The sequence below is a fragment of the Stutzerimonas kirkiae genome, assembly GCF_004327335.1.
GTDB lineage: Bacteria > Pseudomonadota > Gammaproteobacteria > Pseudomonadales > Pseudomonadaceae > Stutzerimonas > Stutzerimonas kirkiae.
This window is the reverse complement of the sequence record NZ_QJUO01000010.1, coordinates 100410-118934: the sequence shown is the minus strand read 5'-3', so window position 1 is coordinate 118934 and position 18525 is coordinate 100410. Positions and strand designations below refer to the sequence as shown.

Genomic DNA, 18525 nt, shown 5'->3' with positions numbered 1-18525 from the left:
TTGGCGGTAACGGTCAGGGCCGCCTTGTCGATGGTCAGCACGCCCTCGACGAAGGTCAGCGCGTAGTTGCCATCGCTGCCGCTGGCGGTCAGCAGGTAGCTGCCGGCGTTGGTGCCGCTGCCGCCGCCGGTGGTCACGCCGGCGAGCACGCTTTCGCTCTCGCCGTTGACCAGGCCGCTGGCGGTAAAGCCCGTTACGCTCTGTTGCTGGCCGTTGTAGGTGCGGGTGGCGCTGTTGGCGGTGACGGTGGCCTGGGCCTTGTTGATGGTAGCTGTCAGCCCGGTGGGCTGGAGCAGGTTGTAGTTGTCGGCATCGGTGCCGCTCAGGGTGTAGCCCGTGACGGTTACGGTTTTGTCGGTGCCAGCGTTCTTGTCGTTGAAGGTGCCGGTGCCTGTACCCGCAACGACGATCACGTCGGTGCCGATGGCCGTGACGCTGGCGGTGCCTGTCAGGGCAGCGGCAGCGGTGCCGTCATAGGTTTTGTTGTTGGCGGAAAGGCCAGTGACGGTGAGGTCAGCCTTGTCGATGGCCAACTCGGCGTTCGCATAACGGATGTCGTAGCCCTGCTGGCCGGAGTACAGGCCGTCGAAGATCAGGTTGCCATCGACAGTGCTGTAGGTGCCGGCATTCTTCGAGTGGGTGGCGTAGCTCAGGCTGCCGTCGAGGTTGGCGCCGGACAGGTCGGTGGCGTAGTTCGCGCCGCCGCTGGCGAGGTCGCCATCGTAGGTCTTGCCGGCAGCGGACAGGTCGGCGTTCACCGTCACCTGGGTCAGGAAGCTGCGCAGCAGCGGGGTGGTATAACCATCGTAGATACGCCAGACGCTGCCGCTGCCGCCTTGGGCGTCGATGTCGCTGCCCCAGGCGGCGAAGGTGGACAGGTCTTGCAATTCGGCCAGGGTCTTGGCGGTGCCCAGGGCGTTGTAGCCGGAGCCGCTGTTGATGGCATTGTCATCGGCATCGGTGGTGGCGTAGAAGGCATCGCTGATCGTGCCGCCGTTGTAGCCGACGAGCCCGCCGAGGATGTTGTTTGTACCGCTGCCGGTCATGCTGCCGGTGGCATAGGCGTTGCTGATGGTGCCACTGTAGTTGTAGCCGACGAGCCCGCCGAGGTAGTTGTTTGCGCCGGTGCCGGTCATGCTGCCGGTGGCGTAGGCGTTGGTGATGGTGCCGTTGTTGTTGTAGCCGACGAGCCCGCCGAGGTGGTTGTACGTGCCGGTGCCGGTGCTATTGACGCTGCCGGTGGCGTAGGCGTTGGTGATGGTGCCTACGTTGTTGCCGACGAGCCCGCCGAGGCGGTTGTTCGTGCCAGTGCCAGTGCCGTTGACGCTGCCGGTGGCGTAGGCGTTGCTGATGTTGCCTACGTTGATGCCGACGAGCCCGCCGAGGTAGTTGTTTGCGCCGGTGCCGGTCACGCTGCCGGTGGCATAGGCATTGCTGATGGTGCCGCCGTAGTTGTAGCCGACGAGCCCGCCGAGGTAGTTGGTTGTGCTGGTGCCGCTGCCGGAGACGCTGCCGGTGGCGTAGGCGTTGCTGATCGTGCCGCCGTAGTTGTAGCCGACGAGCCCGCCGAGGTAGAGGGAGCTGTACGTGCCGCTGCCGGAGACGCTGCCGGTGGCGTAGGCGTTGCTGATCGTGCCGTCGCTGTTGTAGCCGACGAGCCCGCCGAGGTAGTTGTACGTGCCGGTGCCGTTGACGCTGCCAGTGGCATAGGCGTCATCGATGCTGCCGGAGTTGCCGCCGACCAGCCCGCCGACGTTGTTGCGGCCAGTCACACTGCCGCTGGCATGGGCGTTGTCGATGCTGCCGCCGCTCCAGCCGACCAGCCCGCCGATGTTGTCAGTCGTGGCCGTGACGCTGCCGCTGGCATGGGAACCGGTGATGCTGCCGTGGTTCTGCCCGACCAGGCCGCCGGTTACGTTGGCGCCCGATACCTCGGCTGCGGAAGAGGCCTCGTCGATGCTGCCGCTGGCCTGGTTGGAGCCCGCCAGGCCGCCGATGTTGCTGCCGCCGGACGATACGCTGCCGCTGCTCCAGGCGTTGCCGATGCTGCCGCTGTTGGAGCCCACCAGCACGCCGACGTAGTCGCCCCCGTTCACCTCGGCATCCGTCAGCCCGATATCGCGGATGCTGCTGCCGCTGCCGGCATGGCCGATCAGCCCGACGTAGCTTTCGCTTGCGCGGTTGATGCTCAGCTCGAAGACCACGTGGCCCTGGCCGTCCAGGCTGCCGGTGAAGGCATTGCTGGCGTCGCCGATGGGATCGAAGCCGCCCGTGCTCCACATACCGCTGGCGTTGCTGCCATCGGTCGCGCTGGCGTCGATGTCGGCGGCCAGGGTGTAGGTCGCCGTCAGATCCAGGGCCATCAGTTGCAACTGGTGGGCATTGCCGATGCTGGTGCTGTATTCGCTGTAGAGAAAGGGCCGGGTCGAACCTTCGAGCATCACCCACTGCGGCGCGCCATCGGCATCGCGGGCGACCCAGACGCCGGGGGCGTCTTCGCTCCAGGTGCCGAAGCTGGCGTAGGCGGTATGGGCGTAGCGGTTGGCGGCGATATCGGTGGTGTTGGTGGCGCTTGTCCCGGTGCCTACGGCCTGGGCCTGGCCGGTGGAGCCGCTGTCCCAGTGGGCGTTACTGATCGTGCCGTCGTCGTTGTAGCCGACGAGCCCGCCGAGGGTGTTGTACGTGCCGCTGCCGGAGACGCTGCCGGCGGCGTAGGCGTTGCTGATGGTGCCGTTGTTGTAGCCGACGAGCCCGCCGAGGCGGTTGTACGTGCCGGTGCCGTTGACGCTGCCGGTGGCGTAGGCGTTGCTGATGGTGCCGTTGTTGTTGTAGCCGACGAGCCCGCCGAGGCGGTTGTACGTGCCGGTGCCGGTCACGCTGCCGGTGGCGTAGGCGTTGCTGATGGTGCCGTTGTAGTTGTAGCCGACGAGCCCGCCGAGGTAGTTGTACGTGCCGGTGCCGGTGCCGGTCACGCTGCCGGTGGCATAGGCGTTGGTGATGGTGCCGTTGTAGTAGTTGAGGCCGACGAGCCCGCCGAGGTAGTTGTACGTGCCGGTGCCGGTCACGCTGCCGGTGGCATAGGCGTTGCTGATGGTGCCGCCGTAGTTGTAGCCGACGAGCCCGCCGAGGTGGTTGTAGCCGGTACCCGTGCCCGTCACGCTGCCACCCAGCAGGCCGATGTCGCGGATCAGCGCGTCGGTGCCGGTACTCCCGAACAGGCCGAGATAGCCATGGGCCGATTCGATGGTCAGGTCGCTGATGCTGTGCCCCAGCCCGGCGAAAATGCCGGTGAAGGTGCTGCCCACCACTGCCTGGCCGTAAGTGGTGCCGCTGGCATCCAGATCCTGCGCCAGGGCATAGCGCCCGCCCAGGCCGGTGCTGTCGATGGCGTCCAACTGCGTCATGCTGTGGATCAGCGTGTAGGCCTCGCCGTTGATGCTCAGGCTCGCATTGCTGCCCGAGAGCGTGACCGGCGCGCCGATGTTGTAGTCGCTGCCGCTGGCGACCGTGCTGTCCTGGGCGTAGCCGCCATGGTTGAGCACCAGCCCGGCGCTGTCGCCGGTGGCGGTGATGGCGGCGTTGATATTGATGTCGCCGTGGGCGTTGAGGGTGAGGGTGGTGTCGGCGCTCCAGGTCACGGCGGCATTGACGTGGATATCGCCGGCTTCGCTGCCGGTCGCCACCGTCTGCAGGGTGACACTGGTGTTGGCCAGGTTGGCGTTGAGGGTCTCGGCGCCGATGCCGCTGTCGGTCTTCGTCGCGCTGCCGGCGGAGACGGTGAAGTCGGTGGGGTCGATCAGCCAGGTGCCGGTCTGGCCCTGCTCGGCTTTGGTGCTGACGCGGGTATCGGCGGCGATGCCGACCTTGGCCGCGCTGGTCTCGACGAAGCCGCCGTTGCCGCCCTTGGGGTTGGAAGCGGCGGGCGCGCTGGCATCCAGGGTGCCGGCCACTTCGGCCCTGCCGCCCTTGTCCAGGTCGGCCAGCAACAGGACCCTGCCTTCGCGCTCGGCCACGGTTCGCGCCTGCAGGGTGCCGCTGTTGCTGACCACCGCCGAGGCCAGGGCATTGGCGCCCTGGGCGTTGAGCACGATCTGCCCGCCGTCGGCGACGATGGCGCCGCCGTTGTGCACCGCCAGTTGCAGCTCGGAGGCGTCCACGGCGATCTGCAGGTGGCCGTCGGCGCCGGCGGCGAAGGTGATTTCCCGGCCGGCGGCGAGAATGGCATTGCCGCCATCGGCCTGGATGCTGCCGGTATTGCTCACGGAGGTGCCGAGCAGGGCCACGGTGCCGTTGGTGGCGGTGATGCTGCCCTGGTTGATCACCTCGCCGGTGCTGTTCTCGGTCAGGGTGAAGCGATCCTTGCCGGCGAGGAAATCCTCGTTGCTGATGGCCAGGGTCGAGGCGACGATCCCGCCGACGTCGACCTGTGCGCTCTGGCCGAACAGCACGCCGGCGCCATTGACCAGGTACACCTGGCCATTGGCCGAGAGGTTGCCCAGGATCTGCGAGCGGCTGCCGCCGGTGACCCGGTTGAGCGCTGCGGCATGGGCGCCGGGCTGGTTGAAGCGCACGCTGGCGTCTTTACCGATATCGAAGGACTGCCAGTCGATAATGGCGCGGTCGGAGCCCTGGTTCACCGTGAGGCTGGTGCCGCTCTGGCCGATATCGGCCTGGCCGGCAATGACCTTGCCACCGCTGGGCAGGGCGCCGGCGTCGAGGGCGAAGCCCGACGAGGGCAGGGCGAGCAGGCCGAGGCCGGCGAGTATCGCCAGGCGCAGCCGGCGCGCAGAGAAGGCGAACTGCCCCGTGACGGTAGCGCCGCCCACGGCCGCCGCGGCCTTGCCCTGGCCCCGGGCGGTTTCCGGGGCCACGGCCCAGGTGCCCCGGGCGCGGTTGAAGACCAGTCGATAAGCGCGGTTGATGCTGCCGTGGTGCCACATGTCGGTGTACCTCCCTGCGAGGGATTCGGTGCCGGTGAACCGGCATGGGATCAAGGGCGAGTCAGGCCGCCGGTCGTTGGTCTAGAACGCCTGGCTGAGGCTCAGCCAGGCGCGTGGGCCGCTGCGGGTGCCGTCCTGGTCGTGGTCGCTTTCGCCGCTGCCGGGGTTGTTGCCCAGGGGGGTCGCCAGCACGCCGTTGATGGCGAAACCCCTGGGGTGGCTCCAGGACAGGCCCAGGCCTGCGGCGTAGAGCGCGTAGCTGTTGCGACCGCTGTCGGCGGTATCCCAGCCCTGCCAGGTGGTGTGGCGCTGGCGGATCACGCCGCCATCGAGGAAGGCGTAGCCGTCCAGGCCGGGGATGCCGGCCCAGGGCAGCAGGCTGTGCAGTTCCAGTTGCAGCAGGGCACCGCTGTCGCCGCTGGCCTCGTTGACCGGGTAGCCGCGTACGCCGTAGGGGCCGCCGAGGCTGAACTGCTGGGAGGAGTCGAGGTTGTCGAAGGCCAACTGGCTGCTGAACCGACCGCGCAGGTACAGCGACGGGGCGAGCACCTGGTCGCGGCGCAGGTCGAGGCGCAGGTGGGCGAAGTCGCCGTCGATGCCGGCGCCGCCAGCGTCCTGCGCGCGGTCGGCGGCCAGGCGCAGGTCGGCGCGGCCACCGCTGAGGGCCAGGCGGCCGCTGTTCAGGCCACCGCCACCCCAGGCGTCGCGGGCATCGCCACGCAGTTCCAGGGTGGTGGTGGCCAGGCGGCGCTCACGCAGGGTGATGCCCAGGGTTTCATCTTCCTGGCGGGCCTGGGCCTGTTCCAGGCCGAGCCACAGGTTGTGCTGGCTGCTGCGCAGCAGGGGATAGTCCAGGCCGGCGCGGACAGTGCGGGTCTCGCCCTTGCTGTCGAGAATGGCGAAGTCCTTGCCGAGGCGATAGTGCACCTGGCTGTAGCCGAGCCTGGCGCGCAGGCCGTCATGGCCCAGCGGCAGGCTGTAGTCGGCGCCGAGGTAGTCGAGGTGCTCGGCGAGCAGGCCGCTCAATTGCAGGCGATCGCCGTAGCCGCTGGGGCCGTTCAGCGCCAGGCTGGCGAAGCCCTGGCCGCGCCCGGTGAAGCGGTTGCCGTAGTTGCTGGCGCCGAGCGCGCCGCTGATCAGTGGCGTGTCGCTCACGCGCAGGGCCAGGTCGCTGGTGCCTTGCGCCTGGCCAGCGCGCAGGGTGCCGTCGGCGCGCACGCCGGGCAGGTCGTTGGCCAGCAGCAGGCCGCGTTCGAGGGCCGCGAGCGAATAGGGCTGGCCGGCCTCCAGATGCCGCCCGACGGTGTTGGCGACGAACTCGGCATTGGCGCGGCTGTCGCCCGGTTGCAGGTCGATGCGGCCGAAGTGCCCCTCGATCACGCGAACCCGCAGGGTGCCGTCGCTGACATCCTGTTCGGGCAACTGGACGCGGACGAACCAGCCGCGCTCGCGGTACACGCCGACCAGGGTCTGGGCGGCGGCTTGCAGTTCGCCCAGGCTGATGGGGCGGTTCAGGTAGGGCTCGAACTGGCGGATCAGTTGGTCGTGGGGAATCAGGCTGGCGCCCTCCAGCTCGATTCGGCGGATGACGACCTGGGGCCCGGAGGTATCCACCACCGTCTCGGGGGCCACGGCCTTTGGCGGCTGCTGGATATCGGGCGTGCGCAGTTCCTGCTCGATCTGGCGCTGGATCTGCCCGGCGTCCGGGGCGATCTGGGCGTAGGCCGTGGAGCAGAGCACGGCGGAGGCGAACGCGGAGATCCAGCGGCTGCTGGCGCCGCCAGGGTGGCGATTGTTGGGCATGGCCGTTCCAGGTTGCCATACGCGGCACTGGCGGCCGTGCAGGGGCGTTGTGGGATAAGAGGCTTTCGCTGGCATGCGGAGGCATTGCTGTTCGCGGCGCATGGGCGAGTGAGGCGAACCATAAGTCGGCGCGCGTGGTTTTCCCATAGTCCATATGGACTGGCTGGCGGGGCTTGTGCGGCGGTAGCGGAAGCGCTTTCATAGGCCGATGAAGACCACGCCCATACTGCTTATCGACGACCACGCCCTGTTCCGCTCCGGGATCGCCATGGTGCTGCAGGCCAGTCTGGAGTGCGTGGAGATTTTCCAGGCCGGTTCGCTGGAACAGGCGTTGCGCCTCGCCGACATCGAGCCGTGCCTGGTGCTGCTGGATGTGCAGTTACAGGGCGTCAGCGGGCTGGAGGGAATCGAGTCGTTGCGGCGCAAGTGGCCGGTGGCCAAGGTGGTGATGGTCTCGGCGTTCGACCTGTCCGAGGTGGTTAGCGAAGCCGTCGAGCGCGGCGCCCTGGCGTTCATTTCCAAGACCGAGCGACCCGAGCGCATGCTGCAGCAGATCCGCGAGCTGTTGGCCGATGACGGCGCCCCAGCGCCCAGGAGTGTCGCCATTTCCCCTCGGCCGAGGCTTACCCCGCGCCAGTGCGAGGTGCTGGATCTGCTGTGCCAGGGCTTGTCGAACAAGATGATCGGCAGGCGCCTGAACCTGTCGGAACACACGGTACGCGGGCACGTACAGGCCATGCTGGCGGCGCTGCAGGTTTCCAGCCGCTCGGAAGCGGTGTTCGCCGCACGCCGGCTGGGGCTGATTCGTTGAGCGACGACCAGCGGGTTTACGCCGAACGGCTGCGGCTGGTGCTCGATGGCATTGCGCACTCGTTGCTGGTGGGCACGGTGCTGGCCACCCTGCTGGTGGTGGTGTTCTATTTCTCCAATGGCGAAGTGCAGGTCGCCATCTCGGCCGAGTCGAGCCGTGAGGTGGATGTGCGGGAGGCGACCATCGATTCGCTTGGCCTGGGCATCTGGTACCTGGCGTTCATGGTCGGCCGTGGGCTACTGGTCTGGTACACCAGGCGCACGCTTCGGCTTGGTTTCGAGCATGCCGATATGCCGCGGATCGTGCGGTTCCTGCTGGTCGGCAAGATCTACGAAGGCGTGGCCTGGGGCGTTTTCTGCTGGCTGGTGCTGCAGGAAAGCACCCCAGCCGCCGCGACGGCCCTGCTCCTGGCATTGATGGCGGCCATCAGCAGCAATGCCGTGTCGCTGCTGTCGCCGATCATCCGGCTCTACCTGGGGCTGATGCTGCCGATGCTGTTGCTGGCTGCGATTCGCTTCCTGGTGATGGACGGGCTGCTCTATCAGGCCATGGGGATCTGCTGCCTGCTGTATGTGGTCGGTCAGTACGGCCAGGCGCGGATCATCGGCCGTGGCCTGAGCAACTCGATCAAGCTGCGTTTCGAGAACCTCGACCTGATCGCGCGACTGGAGACCGAGAAGGCCCTGGCCAGCGCCGCCCGCGAAGAAGCCGAGCGGGCCAACCAGGCCAAGTCGCGTTTCCTCGCGGCGGCCAGCCACGACCTGCGCCAGCCGATCCATGCCCTGGGCCTGTTCCTCGAGGCGCTCTCCTACAGCCGCCTGGACGATGTTCAGCGTCAGGGCCTCGAGAATGCCAGGGCGGCCGGCGTGGCCTCGGCGGACATGTTGAACACGCTGCTGGATTTTTCCCGCATCGAGGCCGGCGTGGTGCGCCCCAAGCCCATGCCGTTCGCGTTGCAGTCGCTGTTTTACAAACTGGAGCAGGAGCTCGCGCCGCAGGCGGATGCCAAGGCGTTGATCTACCGCTCCCGGGAAACCCGGCACGTCGTCATTTCCGATCCGACCCTGTTGGAGCTGGTGCTGCGCAACCTGATTTCCAATGCCATTCGCTATACGGAGCAGGGCGGGATACTGGTGGCGTGTCGTTGCCGTGGCCGGCAGGTCGTCATAGAAATCTTCGATACCGGTATCGGTATCGCGCCGGAACAGCGGCGCGAGGTGTTCCGCGAGTTCCACCAGTTGGGCAATCCGGAGCGGGACCGGCGCAAGGGGCTGGGCCTGGGGCTGGCGATCGCCGAAGGCCTGGCGCGCTCCATGGGCCATCGCCTGTCCCTCGTCTCGCGCCTGGGGCGTGGCAGCGTATTCCGTGTCGAAGTGCCACTGGCGCAGGATGCGCTACCGGCCGGTGGACTGGAAAACCCGCCGCTCCAGGCCCTGCGCGATACCAGCCTGGAGGGCAAGCGGGTGCTGGTCGTCGACGATGACGAGTCCGTGCGCCTGGCCATGCGCCACTTGCTGAGCAACTGGGGCTGCGACTGCCGCGCGGTGGAATCCCTCGACGAGGTCTTTTCGCTGGACTGGAGGCTGCCGCCGCAGGCCGTCATCTGCGATTACCGCTTGCGCGAGCGGCAGACCGGTGCCGAGGTCATCGGTATGCTGAGGGCGCATTACGGCAACGATATCCCCGCGCTACTGGTCACGGGCGACACCGCGCCCGAGCGCTTGCGCGAGGCCGAAGCCAGCGGCATCCCGCTGCTGCATAAGCCGCTGGCCGCGGAGCAACTGCGCCAGGCGCTGCTGGAACTGCTCGGCGCATACTGACTGGCGCCGCCCGTCTTTCGCCGTGCGGCTGGCGAGTAGGGGTAGCTGGAAGCCATAAGCTGGCAGCGGAATCCACCGTGTGTTGCGGGTGAGAGTGCGCCGCCGGGGCACCCGGCAGCGGCTTCGGGCTTATGGCTGCCTCCAGGGGGGCACATCAGATATCGACATGCGCCCTGGCGCAGGCTGCGCTGAGCAAACTTCGCATCTCGCGCCTTGCCTCGTGTGAAAACAGGCGCCAGCGCGCTCACGCCGAAACGTCAACGGACCCTGGCCGAGCGGTCAGGGCTGCAGTTCCAGCCAGACCGGGCAATGGTCGGAGGGTTTCTCCATGGCGCGGATTTCATAGTCCACGCCGCTGGCCCGGGTGCGCGCCTGCAATGGGTCGGTGGTGAGGATCAGGTCGATGCGCAGGCCACGGCGGGGTTCGTCCTCGAAGCCGCGGCTGCGGTAGTCGAACCAACTGAAACGGTCATCCACTTCGGGGTACAGGGCCCGGAAGCTGTCCTGCAGGCCCCAGCTCTTGAGCCGTTCCAGCCACTCGCGCTCCTCCGGCAGGAAGCTGCACTTGCCGGTACGCAGCCAGCGCTTGGCGTTGGCCTCACCGATACCGATGTCGCAATCCTGGGGCGAGATATTGAAGTCGCCCATGATGGCCAGCGCGTCCCCGGGGGTGAAGCGCTCTTCCAGCAGCGCTTGCAGATCGGCATAGAAGCGGTTCTTGGCCGGGAACTTGACCGGATGATCGCGGCTTTCGCCCTGTGGGAAATAGCCGTTCATCACCACCACGGGGTTGCCCCGGGCATCGGCGAAACGGCCCCAGATAAAGCGTTTCTGCGCATCTTCACCGTCGCCGGGAAAGCCCTTGTGGATTTCCAGTGGCGCCTGGCGTGATAGCAGGGCGACACCGTAGTGTCCTTTCTGCCCGTGATAGTGGACGTGATAGCCCAGCGCCTCGACCTCGGCCCGGGGGAATTGCTCGTCGGAAACCTTGGTTTCCTGCAGCCCGATGACATCGGGCTGGTGTTTTTCGATCAGTGCGGCCAGTTGATGCGGCCTTGCACGCAAGCCGTTGATGTTGAAGGAAACGAGTTTCATGGTCAGGCCTTTCAATGTGGACGCGTCATTTTAGTCAGGCCGGGCGGATGGAGGGAACCTCGGCGCCGTGGACGGTTCTGAACTTCCAGGGAGCGCCAGGCACGGGCCAGCGCCGCTGATACCATGATCCCATGGTGTCACTTAAGGAATGAACGACAATGTCCGCCGCCGTCCGCATACTCGACTCCGCCCATGCCCGTGAGGCCCGTTCGCTGCTGTACCAGGCCTATCTGTACGAACCGACGTTCGCCTATCTGTTCGAGTCCGCCCGCCCCGGTTACGAGCGGCGCCTGCGGGCCACCGTGCGCGCCCTGGTCAGCCAGCATTTCGCCCAGCAGCAGCCCGCCATCGGCCTGTTGCTGGAGGACCGGTTGATCGCTGTCGCGCTGATCGCGCCACCCCAGCGGCGCCTGGCGATCACTGAAAGCTGGCTGTGGCGCCTGCGCATGCTGCTGTACGCCGGCCTTGGCAGCACCCGGCGCTATATCGACTATCAGCGAACCTTGCTGGCATCGCTTCCTCCGGGGCCTTTCCATGTGCTGCCGCTGATCGGCGTGCATCCGCAATATCAGGGGCAGCAGTATGGCGAGCAATTGCTGCAGGCGGTGCATGAATGGTGTGTGGAGGATAAACAGTCACAGGGCCTGGTCATCGATACCGGCAATCCACACTATCTGGACTATTTCCGTGAGCAGGGTTACGAGGAGCTGGGGCAGATCGCCATCGGCCCGGTGCTCGAGCATGTGTTCTTCCATGCCGCCACGCGGGAATGAAGACACTGGCGAAGTATGTCGGCATGGCCGCGGGTAATAACGTGCAAGGCAGACTTATACGCGGATGTCGTCCGCATGGTCGCTTGCGGCTGAACATCAACAACCCCTAGCATTCGCAGCCATGAAAGAATTCAAATGCTACGGCGCCTGCCTGGGCCTTTTGCTGTCGCTGACAGGAACCTGGGCGATGGCCGCTGAACTGGATGTCGAGGTCAAGCCGGGCAATCGCGCATTGCGACAGAACATCGAGAATTATGTCGGTGAACTGGGCGATCGCGATGAGCGGGAGTTGCTGCGTTACAGCCGGATCGCCCTGCAGCAGGCGGAAAAGGCCATGCAGGCGCTGGGTTACTACAAAGGCCAGGTGAACAGCGAAGTGATTGGCGGCGAGACGCCGCGCCTGCTGCTGAAGGTGGTTCCCGGCGAGCCGGTGCGCCTGCGCGGCGTGGTGCTCGGGCTGGATGGCGAAGCCGCCGACCTGGCGGCCTTCCGTGTGCCGCGCGGCCTTCTGAAGGAAGGCGACGTGCTCGATCACGGACGTTACGAGGATGCCAAGCAGCAGTTCCTCAACCAGGCCTCCAGGCATGGTTTCTTCGATGGCCGTTTCACTCGCCAGCGCTTGCTGGTCGACCCTGATGAAGGGGTCGCCGATATAGAACTGATCTTCGACAGCGGCAGGCGTTACCGGCTTGGCGATGTGGCTTTCCAGGGCGATTTCCCCTTCGACGAAGGCCTGCTGGCACGCATGGTGCCGTTCAAGGCCGACACACCCTATGATTCCGAACTGATCGCCGAGCTGAACCAGGCGCTGCAGTCCAGTGGCTATTTCGACGGCGTACGGGTCGATGCCAATCCGGAGCGCGCCGAGCAGCAGCGTATTCCCGTGGATGTGCTGCTGACCACCCGCAAACCTCGCACCCTGGGGCTCGGCCTGGGCTTTTCGACCGACGTGGGGCCGCGCGTCCGTTTCGACTGGACCCGCCACTGGGTCAATCCGCAAGGCCACAGTTATGGCGTGCAAACCGAGCTGTCGGCGCCAAGGCAGAACGTCGGGCTCTGGTACGAAGTACCGCTCGACCCGCCCTTGAGCAACAAGATGCGCTATGTCGCCGGCTACCAGTACGAGGAACTGGCCAATACCGACAGCCTCAGCCGGCTGCTGACCCTGGGCCCGGAGTGGCACCGGGAACTGCCGAGTGGCTGGCAACGTGTGCTGTCGCTGAAGTGGCAGCATGAGGAGTATCGCCTGGGCGACGACTCCGGGCTGAGCACCTTGCTGATGCCTGGGGTCAGCTACAGCTATCTGCGCAGTGACAACCGCCTGGACCCGAGCCGGGGCTATCGCCTGCAGTTCGAACTGTCGGCGGCCAAGGAAGGCGTGTTGTCGGATGCCAACCTGATCCATGGCAACGCCACACTCAAGGGCCTGACCACCCTGGCGCGCACTCATCGCTTTCTCGGTCGTGTGCAACTGGGCGGCAACCTGACCGATGGCTACACCAAGGTACCGCCCTCGCTGCGCTATTTCGCCGGTGGCGACCAGAGCGTGCGGGGCTACGACTACCAGAGCCTCTCGCCGACCAACTCCGATGGCGACCGCATCGGTGGCCGTTACCAGTTCGCCATGAGCGTGGAATACCAGTATTCGATCGCCGAACGCTGGCGCCTGGCGACCTTTGTCGACCAGGGCAATTCGTTCAATTCGCTGGATTTCCCATCGCTCAAGAGCGCCGTGGGGCTTGGCCTGCGCTGGGTTTCCCCGGTAGGGCCGATCCGTATCGACCTGGCGCACCCGCTCGATGGCGATGGTGGCGTACGCCTGCACTTTTCCATGGGGCCTGAACTATGAGGCGAAGCGTCCGCATCGGGCTGGCGGTGCTGCCCGCCATGCTGCTGGTCGTCGTGCTGGCGATCGCCAGCCTGCTGGCCAGCGAGACCGGGAGCCGCTGGCTGCTGGGTTGGGTGCCGGGCCTGCAGGTCGAGGGCTTCGACGGGCGCCTGGGCGGGCGCTGGCAGGCGCAGAGCCTGCAATGGCAGCATGGCGGGCAGCAGGTCCGGGTGCAGGCGCCGCGTTTGCAGTGGTCGCCGTCCTGCCTGCTGCGCCTGCGCCTGTGCATCGATGAACTGAGCGCGGCCAGGGTCGAACTGGTCTTCCCGCCCTCGACGGAGCCGGCCAGCGACGAGCCTTTCGAACTGCCGGATATCCGCCTGCCAGTGGCTATCCAGCTTTCACGTGTCGATATCGGCCCGCTGAACCTGAATGGCGACGAATTGCTGCGCAGTGTCTATCTCGAAGCCGACTGGCGGGAGCCGGGCGTGCAGATCGCTGCCCTGCGGGTGATACGCGAGGGCTTGCAGGCCGAGCTCTCGGGCACTTTGCACCCGCAAGGCGACTGGCCCCTGGCGTTGACCGGGCAGGCCAGCCTGCCGGCGCCGGATGCGCGGCCCTGGCAGGTGACGTTCGATGTGTCCGGTAGCGTGCGGGAAGACCTGGTGCTCGCGCTCAGCAGCGAGGGCTACCTGGCGGCCGAGTTGAATGGCAGCCTGCAACCCTTGCATGAGCATCTGCCGGGCAGCTTCCGGTTGCAGGTGCGGGATTTCAAGGCCAGCCCGGAATTGCCCGATACGCTGCGCCTGGATGAACTGGAATTGACCGCCAGGGGCGATCTGCAGGATGGCTACATCGTGCTGGGCACGGGACGCTTGCCGGGCAAGGGCGGTGTGGTCCGCCTGGCCCTGGAGACGCGGGTAACGGCACAAGGTGCGCAGTTGCAGGTACTGGAGCTGGACGCCGGCGAGAAACAGCGGCTGGCCCTGGAAGGCGACTTCGGCTGGGCCGAGGGCTTGCAGGCGAATGCCTCGCTGCACTGGAACGAATTCCCCTGGCAGCGCCTGTACCCGCTCGAGCAGGCGCCACCGGTCACGCTGCGGCGGCTGCAGGCGCAGGTCCAGTATGACGATGGCCGCTACCTGGGCAACCTCGATGCCAGCCTTGGTGGGCCTGCGGGTGATTTCACCCTGGTCAGTCCATTCAGTGGCACGCTGCAGGAAATCCACTTGCCGCAACTGGAGCTGGTGGCGGGGCAGGGGCGTGTCGCTGGCAGCCTGAGTGCGGGCTTTGCCGATGCCATCGACTGGACGGCGGACCTGGCCCTGAGTGATTTCGACCCTGCCTATTGGCTCGCCGAGCTGCCCGGCAAGCTGGCTGGCACGTTGAGGAGCCAGGGCGGCTTGCGAGACGGTGTGCTGAGGGCGGATGCCGAACTGGACCTGCAGGGTGAACTGCGGCGGCGTCCGGCGCGCCTGGCACTGCTGGCGAGTGGGGCGGGCGAGCAGTGGACCGTGCAGCAGCTACAGATACGACTGGGCGATAACAGTGTGCAGGGCAGCGGTCGCTGGGCCGAGCGCCTGGCCGGCCAGCTCGACCTCGACCTGCGCAACCTGGGCCAGCTCTGGCCGGGGCTGGCGGGGCAATTGTCCGGGGCATTGAAACTGGCCGGCAGCGCCCGCTCGCCCGAAGGCGAGTTGAGCCTTGGCGGGCAACGCCTGGCCTTCGAGGATAACAAGGTCGGGCAACTGCAACTGGACGCCTTGCTTGGGGCGGGCGAGCGGGCGCGGCTCGGCATCAAGGCCGATGGCATCCGGGTTGGCGAGACCGAACTGGGGCAGGCGACGCTGAACGCCAGTGGTACCCGCCAGCGCCATGAGGCGGCACTAGCGTTGCAAGGCCCGCTGTTGAAGTTGGCGCTGGGGCTCGATGGTGGTCTGCGTGGCGATGACTGGCACGGGCAACTGACCCGACTGGACCTGGATGCCCAGCGCCAGCGCTGGAGTTTGCAGGCGCCCGCCGCCTTGTCGCGCCTGGGCAACGGGCGTATCGAGCTGGGCGCGCATTGCTGGGTGTCCGGGCCGGCCAGCCTGTGCGCCGAGAAACAGCGGCTGATGCCCGAACCACAGATCCGCTATCGCCTGCGGGATTTCCAACTGGCGAGCCTGCAACCCTATTTGCCCGACGATATTGCCTGGCAGGGCGTGCTCAGTGCCGATATCCATCTCGACTTGCCGAGCGCCGGCCCTGACGGTCGCATCAGCCTGGATGCCGGCCCCGGCGTATTGCGTTTGCGCGAGTCGGGCGAATGGCTGGACTTTCCCTACCAGACGCTGTCGCTGGACAGCCGGCTGACGCCGCAAAAGGTCGATGGCAACCTGCGTTTCGATGGCGGCGACCTGGGCACGCTGGCGTTGCAGCTCAGCATCGACCCGCGCGGCGAACTCAAGCCGCTGTCAGGCGATTTCCAGCTCACCGGGCTGGACCTGGCCGTGGCGCGTCCCTTCGTACTGCAGGTCGATCGGCTGGAGGGGCAGCTCAATGGTTCCGGGCGCCTGTCCGGCACTTTGACGCAACCGGAGGTCAACGGGCGCCTGGTGCTCAGCAGTGGCGAAATTGCCGGCAACGAACTGCCGGTCACGATCGAGGCCCTGCGGGCCAACGTGCTGATCGACGGTGAAAGCCTGCAACTGGAAGGCGACTGGCGCAGTGGCGAGCGCGGGCGGGGGCAACTGAACGGCAGCCTCGACTGGCGCGAGGGGCTGGACCTGGACCTGCGGGTCAGTGGCAGCGACTTGCCGGTCGCCGTCGAGCCTTATGCCGAGCTCGATGTCAGCCCGGACCTGCGCATCACCCTGGTCGAGCGGCAACTGGCGATCAGCGGCAAGGTCGATGTACCGCGTGGCGCCATCACCGTGCGTGAGTTGCCGCCATCGACGGTAAAAGTGTCGCAGGATGCAGAGATCGTCGGGCAACAGCAGGAAGCCAGGGATGACGGCCTGGCGGTGCGCATGGACATCGCCGTCGAGGTCGGCCGGGAGCGCCTGCGCTTCTCCGGCTTCGGCCTGACCGCGGACCTGGCGGGCCACCTGCACATCGGCAACGACCTCGATGCCAGGGGCGAACTCAACCTCAACAATGGCCGCTACCGGGCCTATGGCCAGCGCCTGACGATTCGCCGCGCGCGCTTGCTGTTCACTGGCCTGCTGTCGCAGCCGTACCTGGATATCGAGGCGATCCGCCGCATCGAGGCCGAGAATGTGGTGGCGGGCCTGCGTATCTCCGGTAGCGCCGAGCAGCCGCGCATCGATGTGTTCTCCGAGCCGGTGATGAGCCAGGAACAGGCCCTGGCCTACCTGGTGCTGGGGCGTGCCCTCGGCGCGGACAGCGGCGACAGCAACCTGCTGGCGCAGGCGGCACTGGGCCTCGGCCTGATGGGCGGCTCCTCGTTCGCCGGCGGCCTGGCGGAGCAACTGGGAATCGAGGACTTCATGCTCGATACCGAAGGCAGCGGCAGCAGCACCAGCGTGGTCGCCAGCGGGCAGATCACCGAGCGGCTGTCGCTGCGCTATGGGGTCGGCGTGTTCGAGCCGGCCAACACCATCGCCCTGCGCTACCGCCTGACCCGGCGTATCTTCCTGGAAGCCGCCAGTGGCCTGGCCAGCTCCCTGGACCTGTTCTACCGGCGGGATTTCTAGACGGCGTCCAGGCTGGGGGATAGCAGGAGCGGGCGCCGTCGGGCACGAAAGCCTCGTCCAAGGGCGCTCCCTCGGCGAGGCTCAGGCGCAGCGGGCAGTCGGGGTGGCGGGCTGTTCGTCGGCCAGTACTGCGGCGATGCTTTCCCGGGCGCGGCGCGCCAGGGTCGAGCGGTCCAGGCCGTGGGGCTGGATCGGCGGCAGGAAGTGGATTTCCACGCTGGCCTGGCCGCTGGCGAGCAGCCGTTGCAGGTGGCTGGTCAACTCGTCATCGCCGAGGAACGGGCTGAGCGGGTCCGCCTGGTCGTGGCGGCGGTAGCGGATGGCAACGGGTTGCACCGGCGTAGCGGTTTCCAGGGCACAGCCCAGCAGGCGCGGATGGAAGGTGCGTACGCCAGTGCCATCGCTGGTGGTGCCTTCGGGGAAGATCAGCAGGGGGTGTTCGCGCCGCAGGTAATCCTGCAACTGCTGCCCGACCTGGCCGTGCTCGCCAGCGCCGCGGCGGATGAAGCAGGTGCCGGCATGGTGCGCCAGCCAGCCGATCAACGGCCACTGGGCAACATCGTCCTTGGACAGGAAGGACAGTGGCATCACCCGGCCCAGCATGACGATATCGACCCAGGAAACATGGTTGGCGACCCAGAGCATGGACTGCCTGGGCGGTTCTCCCACGATGCGCAGTTCATAGGGCAGTTGCCGGCCGATGCGCTCGAGGAACTGGCGGGTCAGGTATTGGCGCCGGGCCAGCGATGGCGGGCGGCCGCAGTGCTCGCGGACGGTCAGCCAACTGGCGGTCAGCAGCCCATGGCCGAGGATGGTCAGCAGCCCGCTGTAGCGCCTGAGGCGCAGCAGGCGCCCCATCAGACAGCCGCCTTGAAGTGCCGGGCATAGCGTGGGCAGAGCTCGTCGCGCTTGAGCAGGATGAAGATGTCGGCCACCTGGAATTCCGTGTCCCAACTGGGTTCACCGCAGATTTTCGCACCCAGGCGCATATAGGCTTTGAGCAATGGCGGCAGTTCGGCGATCACGTTCGCCGGCAGGTCGAGGGCGGGTAGTGGTTTCTTCGGCTCGGCGTGCAGGTGTTCTGTGCTCAGGTAGCGGTCGCGCAGGCGTTGCATGATCGCCTGGGCCTGGATGCCGCCGTCGCGCATGGAGACGCTGGCGCAGCCCATCAGGTAGCGGTACTGGCCCTGGTTCAGGACTTCCGCGAGTTCGCCCCAGAGTACGGCGATGGTGGCACCGTTGCGGTACTCGGCGTCGACGCAGGTACGGCCGATTTCCAGTACCGGCCCGCTCAGTTCGGTCAGGCCGTGCAGCTCGAATTCCGCCTCACTGTAGAAACGCCCCAGGCGACCGGCGGCCTGGCGGTCCAGCAGGCGCGTGGTCGCCACCAGTTGCCCGCTGCCGAGGTCGCGCACGCCGATATGCATGCAGTGCTCGTCGAACTCGTCGATGTCCAGCCCTTGTTCGGCGCCCTTGAGCTGGGCATCGTATTCGCTGCTGAAGACCTTGTAGCGCAATTCCTGGGCTTCGCGCAGGGCCTGTGGGGTTTGCAGGCGCTCGGCCTGCAGACGGCGGGGAAAGGCGATCATGTTCATGCTCTGTCTCCTGTGCGCCCTGGCTGGGTTTTCAGGGGCAGATTAGGTCTGCCCGGTGTCACTCGGGTTACTGAAACATGATGGTTGGATGACGCCGTCGGCTGCTGCGTCGCTGGAGGTGGCGGGAACTCTGGATGGTATTGCGGACCTATGTAAGGGCAG

Annotated in this window: 10 protein-coding genes; 5 read left to right on the top strand and 5 right to left on the bottom strand. The window is 66.8% G+C overall.

Annotated elements, in window-relative coordinates; genetic code table 11:
• Positions 1-4940, bottom strand: a 4940-nt coding sequence (locus DNJ95_RS07975) for a GLUG motif-containing protein (RefSeq protein WP_131184191.1), incomplete at its 3' end; no start/stop codon positions are given.
• Between the two features lie 81 nt (positions 4941-5021).
• Positions 5022-6743, bottom strand: a complete 1722-nt coding sequence (locus tag DNJ95_RS07970) for a ShlB/FhaC/HecB family hemolysin secretion/activation protein (RefSeq protein ID WP_165491612.1) — start codon at positions 6741-6743, stop codon at positions 5022-5024.
• A gap of 208 nt (positions 6744-6951) precedes the next feature.
• On the opposite strand from DNJ95_RS07970, the gene DNJ95_RS07965 reads away from it, so the two are divergent.
• Both DNJ95_RS07965 and DNJ95_RS07960 read left to right on the top strand, forming a co-directional pair.
• Positions 6952-7554 (top strand): response regulator, encoded by a 603-nt coding sequence (locus DNJ95_RS07965; protein WP_131184189.1) that lies wholly within the window; start codon positions 6952-6954, stop codon positions 7552-7554.
• Positions 7551-9374 carry an ATP-binding response regulator gene (locus DNJ95_RS07960; protein ID WP_131184188.1) on the top strand — a complete coding sequence of 608 codons (1824 nt, stop codon included), beginning with the start codon at positions 7551-7553 and terminating at the stop codon, positions 9372-9374. Before DNJ95_RS07965 ends, DNJ95_RS07960 begins: the two co-directional genes overlap by 4 nt.
• Before the next feature lie 279 nt (positions 9375-9653).
• On the opposite strand, the gene xthA is transcribed toward DNJ95_RS07960, so the two are convergent.
• Positions 9654-10469: an exodeoxyribonuclease III gene (xthA, locus tag DNJ95_RS07955; protein ID WP_131184187.1), complete on the bottom strand. Its 816-nt coding sequence runs from the start codon at positions 10467-10469 to the stop codon at positions 9654-9656.
• 158 nt (positions 10470-10627) lie between these two features.
• On the opposite strand from xthA, the gene DNJ95_RS07950 reads away from it, so the two are divergent.
• From DNJ95_RS07950 to DNJ95_RS07940, 3 genes are all read left to right on the top strand, one after another.
• Positions 10628-11242, top strand: a complete 615-nt coding sequence (locus tag DNJ95_RS07950; protein WP_131184186.1) for a GNAT family N-acetyltransferase — start codon at positions 10628-10630, stop codon at positions 11240-11242.
• Between the two features lie 187 nt (positions 11243-11429).
• Positions 11430-13091: an autotransporter assembly complex protein TamA gene (locus DNJ95_RS07945; RefSeq protein ID WP_420824387.1), complete on the top strand. Its 1662-nt coding sequence runs from the start codon at positions 11430-11432 to the stop codon at positions 13089-13091.
• Positions 13088-16768 (top strand): translocation/assembly module TamB domain-containing protein, encoded by a 3681-nt coding sequence (locus DNJ95_RS07940; RefSeq protein ID WP_131184184.1) that lies wholly within the window; start codon positions 13088-13090, stop codon positions 16766-16768. Before DNJ95_RS07945 ends, DNJ95_RS07940 begins: the two co-directional genes overlap by 4 nt.
• An 81-nt stretch (positions 16769-16849) precedes the next feature.
• Here DNJ95_RS07940 and DNJ95_RS07935 read toward each other — a convergent pair whose 3' ends face one another.
• Together DNJ95_RS07935 and olsB are read right to left on the bottom strand one after the other, a co-directional pair.
• Positions 16850-17626 (bottom strand): lysophospholipid acyltransferase family protein, encoded by a 777-nt coding sequence (locus DNJ95_RS07935; RefSeq protein WP_131184183.1) that lies wholly within the window; start codon positions 17624-17626, stop codon positions 16850-16852.
• Positions 17626-18357 carry an L-ornithine N(alpha)-acyltransferase gene (gene olsB / locus DNJ95_RS07930; protein WP_420824388.1) on the bottom strand — a complete coding sequence of 244 codons (732 nt, stop codon included), beginning with the start codon at positions 18355-18357 and terminating at the stop codon, positions 17626-17628. Before olsB ends, DNJ95_RS07935 begins: the two co-directional genes overlap by 1 nt.
• Positions 18358-18525 lie beyond the last annotated feature (168 nt).

Bases quoted from the DNA above. Each gene is read 5' to 3' on its own strand.
- DNJ95_RS07970 (WP_165491612.1), bottom strand. From the start codon at position 6,743: ATGCCCAACAATCGCCACCCTGGCGGCGCCAGCAGCCGCTGGATCTCC.
- DNJ95_RS07965 (WP_131184189.1), top strand. From the start codon at position 6,952: ATGAAGACCACGCCCATACTGCTTATCGACGACCACGCCCTGTTCCGC.
- xthA (WP_131184187.1), bottom strand. From the start codon at position 10,469: ATGAAACTCGTTTCCTTCAACATCAACGGCTTGCGTGCAAGGCCGCAT.
- DNJ95_RS07950 (WP_131184186.1), top strand. From the start codon at position 10,628: ATGTCCGCCGCCGTCCGCATACTCGACTCCGCCCATGCCCGTGAGGCC.
- DNJ95_RS07945 (WP_420824387.1), top strand. From the start codon at position 11,430: ATGGCCGCTGAACTGGATGTCGAGGTCAAGCCGGGCAATCGCGCATTG.
- DNJ95_RS07940 (WP_131184184.1), top strand. From the start codon at position 13,088: ATGAGGCGAAGCGTCCGCATCGGGCTGGCGGTGCTGCCCGCCATGCTG.
- DNJ95_RS07935 (WP_131184183.1), bottom strand. From the start codon at position 17,626: ATGGGGCGCCTGCTGCGCCTCAGGCGCTACAGCGGGCTGCTGACCATC.
- olsB (WP_420824388.1), bottom strand. From the start codon at position 18,357: ATGATCGCCTTTCCCCGCCGTCTGCAGGCCGAGCGCCTGCAAACCCCA.